The organism is Microbispora hainanensis (assembly GCF_006874475.1).
Taxonomy (GTDB): Bacteria; Actinomycetota; Actinomycetes; order Streptosporangiales; family Streptosporangiaceae; genus Microbispora; species Microbispora hainanensis.
The window spans coordinates 1-4,925 of the sequence record NZ_VIRM01000108.1 but is presented as its reverse complement, the minus strand read 5'-3'; the positions used below and the strand labels follow the sequence as shown (position 1 = coordinate 4,925).

The window sequence follows — 4,925 nt, the reverse complement described above, 5'->3', positions numbered from 1 at the left end:
ATGCGACTGGACGGCGGTCGCCGTGCACCAGTGCGGCTTGTGGTCGGCGCCGATGAAGAACACCTTGCCCGTGGTGCGGGGCAGGTTGACGTTCTTCGTGCTGCTGGTCGCCTTCTTGTCGCCGCTGGAGCCGACGACGCCGGCCTTGCTGTCCGCGGAGGCCCCGCCGGTCGAGACGTGCTTGGCGGAGACCCGCGTCTCCACGTTGTACGGCTTGGCGTTGCGGAGGTTGGCCATACGCTCGCCGAACCAGAAGGCGGCGACCTGCTTGGCGGCGAAGTTGGAGTTGGCCAGGGTGTCGTGCGGAACGGAGTCCGCGTGCGCGGGGGTGGCGACGACGGCGGAGGCCAGCAGGCCGACCGCGATGCCGCCGAGAGTGAGGGTGCGCTTCAAGGGTTGTACTCCTCGGTCTGTCGGGGGCACAAAGTAGGCCCACACGTCAGTAAAGGGACGGTAAGAAAGTTATCGGAGGAGGCGGGCGGAAAGTAGGGCCGAAACCCGCTCCTCCGGCGCACCCGCATTGATCGAGGTAGGAGCCGAACCTGAAAGGTTCCTGTGTTTCTGCTGATGAGATGCTGATTCCGCGGGGCTGTGCGCGCTCTGTGCGGCTGATCACAAGAACGGCAAATGTGACGTAAATCACATTCGCGAGATGGAACCGGGCGACCAGATGATCACGTCTGATTCGCCCCGTACGGCGTCGCGCCGGCGGCCGGGGAACATATCCGCGGCCGGCCCGGAAGACGCGCCTCAGGGCGTCGTGAGAGCGTCGTGGCGGCCGGGAGCGTGGAGAGCGTCCGCGTGAAGAAGCGGCACGAGAAAAGGAGAAGGGCCCGGCCGCACGCGGCCGGGCCCTTGCTCAGCTGAGCCTCAGGAGGCGTCAGACGATGTTGGAGGAGGGGGTCGCGGCAGCGGCCTTGTAGACGGCCAGGGTCTCACCGTCGAAGTACGGCGAAACGCTGGTGTCGTAGCGGTCGTTGCCGTCGGTGTCGGAGACGCCGATGGTGACGCCGTTCAGGTAACCGAACCGCGTCGCGTTGTTGTACTTGTACAGCCAGGCGGAACCGGAGGCGCCCTCGCCGGTGAACGACGACTTGATGCCCTGGAGCGCCTCACCCTTCAGGGCCGAAGCCGTGGCGGGGAAGGTCTTGCCGTAGCTGTACTTGAGGGTCTTGCCGGTGAAGGCGTAGTTGCCGTCCGGGTGCGACCCGCTCGGGTAGCCGAACACGAAGGTCGGCTGGCCGACCTTCTGGTTGTAGGCCAGGCCCTGGCCGCCGACGTTGTCGCCCAGCTTGCCGACGTCCTTCAGGCCGATCGTCAGCTTCAGGCCGACGACCTTGTAGCCCACGAGGTACTTCTTGCTCTGCGTGGCCGCGGGGGAAGCCGAGGCGGACGGCGAGGGCGACGGGGAGGGGCTTGCCGACTTGACGCCCGGCTTCCGGTCCGTGTAGACGGGCACGACCTTGAGGCTGGAGTAAGCCGTGGTCTTGTCCTTCGCGAGCTGGTCCTTGGCCTTGTAGGCGTCCCACTTGGTCCTGTAGAGCCGGGACTCGTACTTGCCGCCGCTGGTGCCGCCGTCCGTGGGGACGACGCCGTTGTAGACAGCGACGAACGCGTAGTCGAAGTCACCGTCACCGTAGGTGGTGAAGTCGAAGTGGGTGTAGGCGATCTTGCCGACGTAGATGCCGTACGGCGTCTTGCCGTTGTAGTAACCCGGGACGAAGACCCACTTGTCCATCAGGTCCTTGTCCTTCACCGTGTCGTAGACACAGTGACCGGCCGTGGCCACCAGGTTCTTGTGCAGCGACTGCAGGGCCGTCGCGGTGCACCAGTGCGGCTTCTTGTCCGAGCCGATGAAGAACACCTTGCCCGTGGTGCGGGGCAGGTTGACGTTCTTCGACGTGCTCGTGGCCTTCTTGTCGCCGCTCGTCGAGACGACGCCGGGCTTCGTGTCGGTCGTGCCCTTGGGCATCGTCGAGACGTGCTTGGCGGCGACCTTGGTCTCCGTGCCGTACGGCGTGGCGTTGACCATGTTCGCCATCTTCTCGCCCAGCCAGAAGGCGGCGACCTGCTTGGCGGCGAAGTTGGTCTCGGCCAGCGGCTTGGCCTTGGGCTTGAAGTGGTCGGCGTGCGCGGGGGAGGCGACGAGTGCGGTGGCCAGCAGGCCGGCCGCGACGCCGCCGAACGCGAGGGTGCGCTTCAAGTGCTCTCCATGGTCTGTCGTGAGGCGCGGCTTCGCCTCATGCGTCAGTAAAGGATGCGCAAAAACTACCGGATTGATAGCGGAGGGCGTAAGAGAGGCGAAGCAATGGGTATCACCTCGTGATCTTGCTCGTGATCTTCAATGTGAATGCCATTGCTCGCGGGCGCTGCGGGGCGCTTTCCCGGTGAAATTCGCCGCAGCGGGAGCAGGCCTCCCGGGTGCCGTGTGGCCGTACGGGCGCGGCCGCGTCCGGGCCCTGACGGCGACGGACTCCTCCCTGGCCGTACGGAGGGAGAGACCCTGGCGACGCCGGAACCGGATGCCGCCACTGCGGCGGCGGCCGAGCGGTCCAGGGAAGGGGAGAGGGGCATGGTTAATAGGCGACGCGGTTCGTTTTCCCCGGCGTCTTCTCGCCGTCTTACCGACGCCTTCCCGACGCCTTCTCGGGGTCTTCTCGGCGTCCTTCTCGGTGTCCTTCTCGAGGGTCTGGCGAAATGCGTAAGAAAAAGGACCCGGCTGGAGGCCGGGCCCTTTTCTCACATCATCGACCGGGGAAGATCAGACGATCTTGCCCGACCAGTTGGCGGCGGCGGCCTTGTAGACGCCCAGGGTCTCACCGTCGAAGTACGGGGAGACGCTGGTGTCGATCCGGCCGTTGCCGTCGGTGTCGGAGACCGCGATGGTCACACCGTTGAGGTAGCCGAGCCGCTTCGCGCTGCTGTAGCGGTACAGCCAGGACGAACCGATGGCGCCCTCACCGGTGAAGGAGGACTTGATGCCGACGAGCTCCTCGGCCTTCATCGAGGCAGCGCTCGCCTTGAAGGTCTTGCCGTAGGCCCACTTCTGGGTCTTGCCGGTGAAGGCGTAGTTGCCGTCCGGGTGCGACCCGCTCGGGTAACCGAACTCGAAGACGGCCGTGCCGACCTTCTGGTTGTAAGCCAGGCCCTGACCACCGACGTTGGACCCGAGGGTGCCGACGTCCTTGAGGCCGATCGCCAGCTTCGCGCCGGTGACCTTGTAGCCGATGATGTTGCGGCCGTGGTCGTCGTTGCGGCCACGGTCGTTGCGGCCGTGGTCGTCGTTGCGGCCGTGGTCGTTGCCGCGGGACTGCCCGAAGACCGGCACGACCGCGAGCTTCGACCAACCGGTGGTCTTGTCGGCCTCAAGCTTGGCCTTGTAGTCGTAGGCGTCCTTCTTGCTCTTGAAGAACTTCGACACGAGGCCGCCGTTGGTGCCGCCGTCCGTGGGGATGACGCCGTTGTAGACCGTGACGAACGCGTAGTCGCGGTCGCCGTCCTCGTACACGCTGTAGTCGTAGTGCGTGTAAGCGGTCTTACCGACGTAGATGCCCCAGGGGGTCTTGCCCTCGTAGTAGCCGGGGACGAAGACCCAGTTGTCCAGCGTGGTCGCGTTCGACTTGGTGTCGTAGACGCAGTGACCCGCGGTCGCGACGACGTTCTTGTACGTCGACTGCAGGGCGGTGGCGGAGCACCAGTGCGGCTTGCCGTCGGCGCCGGTGAAGAACACCTTGCCGGTGGTCTTCGGCAGGTTCACGTTCTTCGACGTGCCGGTGGAAGCCTTCTGGTCGCCGCTGGAGCCCACGACGCCGGCCTTGGTGTCAGCGGAGGCCCCGCCGGTCGACACGTGCTTGGCGGAAACCGTGGTCTCGGCGGTGTACGGCGTGGCGTTGACGAGGTTGGCCTTGGCCTGGCCGTACCAGTACTGGGCGACCTGCTGAGCGGCGAGGTTGGTGTTGGCCAGGTTGGTGGCCGGAACCGAGTCGGCGTGAGCCGGGGCGGCGATGGCGGCGGAGGCCAGCAGGCCGGCCGCGACGCCACCGAGTGCGAGGGTGCGCTTCAACTTTCTCTCCCTGGTCTGTCGTGAGGCGACTCCTGCGCCCCATACGTCAGTAAAGGAACGGTCAGAAAGTTATAGGAGAAGTTGGTGTGGTGTAAGTGGAACCACCGCGTCCGCCCGCCCCCTCCGACCTTGCGAACTTCGGGGTGGTTGAGGGGTCTGTGTGACATCTCTGCTGATCACGAGTGGTGCCGGACGTCCATTGCCGTGCCGCGCGACGGCTCCCAGATGGGGCGTTATGTGATGCGAATCACACTGATCGGATGAAACCGGGAGAGGGGCTTCTACGTCAAAAGGGCCTTCAGCGGACCGTGCTCACGCGCTCAGCGGCCCGTTGCGGGCGCCCCAAAAGGGCTCGAACGGCGGTCTGCGAGCGGTCTGAGGTGACGGGGGTTTCAGCCGTTCCCGTCCGCCTGGGAGCGATCTACGGCGTGCGCGGCGAGCCGGCCGTCACATGTTCATCGGCGGCCGGTGTCTCGGGCGCGAGAACGTGAGCACCGTCGGCACAGGGGTTCCGGAGGGCAACAGGGGGCGGCGGGGTGCTCCGGGCGCTCGCGAAGGGCCCACCCGGGCGCGTGATGCCCGCTGCGGCGAGACGGCGGCGAGGGCGGGGAGAAGTCGACGAGGAGAAGGACGGGCCGGAGCGGACGGCTCTGAGATCGACTTCTGGGATCGACTTCTGGGATCGACTTCCGGGAGCGGCTTCTGGGCGGCCCTGGCTCGGCTCAGAGATCGGCCGTGAGAGGGGCTCTGGGATTCGCCCTGGGATCGGCTCTGGGATCGGCTCCGAGATCGGCGCTGGGATCGGCCGTGAGAGTGAGGCGTGGCCGCCGCACCTGAAGCGCGGGTGTGGTCGTTTTCGGGC

2 protein-coding genes and 1 pseudogene are annotated in these 4,925 nt (G+C 66.3%); all 3 read right to left on the bottom strand.

All coding sequences use genetic code 11. The features are described 5' to 3' along the window. A pseudogene (locus FLX08_RS39560) lies at positions 1–393 on the bottom strand (trypsin-like serine peptidase); the annotation flags it as partial. A gap of 487 nt (positions 394–880) precedes the next feature. After that, the gene (locus tag FLX08_RS42790; protein ID WP_244313236.1) at positions 881–2,203 is read right to left on the bottom strand and encodes a trypsin-like serine peptidase; all 1,323 of its coding nucleotides are present in this window, start codon (positions 2,201–2,203) and stop codon (positions 881–883) included. 558 nt (positions 2,204–2,761) lie between these two features. Continuing rightward, positions 2,762–4,063 (bottom strand): trypsin-like serine peptidase, encoded by a 1,302-nt coding sequence (locus FLX08_RS42785; protein WP_244313235.1) that lies wholly within the window; start codon positions 4,061–4,063, stop codon positions 2,762–2,764. Between the last annotated feature and the right edge of the window lie 862 nt (positions 4,064–4,925).